1 protein-coding gene and 2 pseudogenes are annotated in these 1661 nt (G+C 53.3%); all 3 read right to left on the reverse strand.

What is annotated here, in order from left to right:
* Positions 1-254: pseudogene (hycE, locus tag MVD07_RS07530) on the reverse strand (hydrogenase large subunit); the annotation flags it as partial.
* A gap of 3 nt (positions 255-257) precedes the next feature.
* Positions 258-1175, reverse strand: coding sequence for an NADH-quinone oxidoreductase subunit H (locus tag MVD07_RS07535; RefSeq protein WP_297500344.1), 918 nt, complete (start codon positions 1173-1175; stop codon positions 258-260).
* A 10-nt stretch (positions 1176-1185) separates the two neighbouring features.
* Positions 1186-1661, reverse strand: a pseudogene (locus tag MVD07_RS07540) (hydrogenase); the annotation flags it as partial.

The raw sequence follows: 1661 nt of genomic DNA on the forward strand, positions 1-1661 counted from the left end.
GTCTCCTTGAACTCAGGGTGGTTGTGCCACCAGAGTACCGCATCCGGGAGAACCTCGCGGTCGATGACGAACATGTACTGTCCGTAGGTCATCCTCTTGCATTCCCTTATGTGCTCCTTGAAGGCCTCGTAAAAGTCCTTAAGGCCCTTTCTTTCGGCCAATATACTTTCAACGTCGGCCTTTGAGCAGTGGCCGTTCTCACAGGCCCTGCAATCGAACTCGAAATGAGCCTCCAAATCCTTAGTTCCCACCATCTTTCACCACCCCGCAAAGGCTATGGCCAATATTACCAGTCCTGCGTAGAAGGCCCTCGTGTTCATCTTGACGACATGGTCTATCCTGAGCCTTGCGTTCGTCGCTTCGAGCGCCGCTATGACCGGGTAGAACGCTATGGTCAGGAAGAACTGCAGTGCTAAGACCTCGGCTGCCTTAAGCGTGGTAGTTATCGGCCCCACCCATGGGAGGACGAGCAGGCTGATGAAGAACCACAGCAGGGCGAAGCGCTTGATGTATATCGCGTAGTAGAAGACCCCCAAGAGTTTCCCACTGTACTCGGTGAGCGGGCCACCTATCACCTCCTGCTCTGCCTCGGCTATGTCGAAGGGCAGGAACCCACTCTCCACGTAGAGGGCATAGGCGAGTAGGGCGTACGTCATCACGAGGGATGCTGTTGGATGAAGGTTTGCGAAGATCTTGGCTATGCTGAGTGACCCCGCGTTGTAAGCGAGGACGCCGTAGAGGATGGCTATTAGTGGTTCAACGGTAAGGACTATCTGCATCTCCCTAGCGGAGCCGAGGTGGCTAAAGGCGTTCTGGACGCTGAGTCCCGCAAGGATCAGGAAGACGCTGACCATGAGGATGACGTAGAAGAAGACCACTAAGTTGAAGCCGAAGTTCACTGGAACCACGTTACCGTAGGGGAGCAGTAAAGCCGCCGAGAGTGCCGAGGCAAGTGCTAAATAGGGTGCCCAGGTAAACATTATGCTCTTGGTTGGTCTTACAGAGGGCAACTTGAAGAGCTTCTGTAGGTCGTACCAAGTCTGCATGAGCGGCGGCCCGCGCCTGTACTGTATCCTCGCCCTAACCCTTCTTGCCATACCCTCCAGGTACGGTGGCAGGAGTAGCATTATCAAGATGCCGACGAAGCTGAAACCGATCTTTACGGCGGTCTCCATTTTCCTCACCTCACAGTGCTATTATCAACCCCACTATGATGCCGACGATGATAACTGCTATGGCTATGAACTTCCCAAGCTTTATCCCCGGCAGTGCTATCTTGACTATATTGCAGAACCTTATGAAGGGCTTGAAGAACTCCTCGTCGATGTAGAGGATCTGCCTTGATCTGAGGTCTCTCACGCTCTTCACGACGGTGTACGGCGTGTCAACTATCTTAACGAAGTAGCTGGCCACCCACATGTAGCCTCTGATGGTGTAGTGGACTATGCCCATGCCTATCATGTAGAACCAGTCCATGAGCAGGTAGAATGATCCGACCTTTTCCTCGAATTTAACGTAGTAGCCCTCTGCATCCACCCGGTACTCATCGGGGTCAAAGGCTGTTGTTCCGCAGTCCCAGGGTATGGACTCCTTACCGTACTCAGGCTTAAAGCTGATGTACAGACCGAAGACCAGGACGCCCATGAGGATTATGAAAAGCA

It is taken from the genome of Thermococcus sp., assembly GCF_027008145.1.
Classification (GTDB): Archaea; Methanobacteriota_B; Thermococci; order Thermococcales; family Thermococcaceae; genus Thermococcus.

Coding starts and splice junctions, on each gene's coding strand:
- MVD07_RS07535 (WP_297500344.1), bottom strand. CDS start 1,175: ATGGAGACCGCCGTAAAGATCGGTTTCAGCTTCGTCGGCATCTTGATA.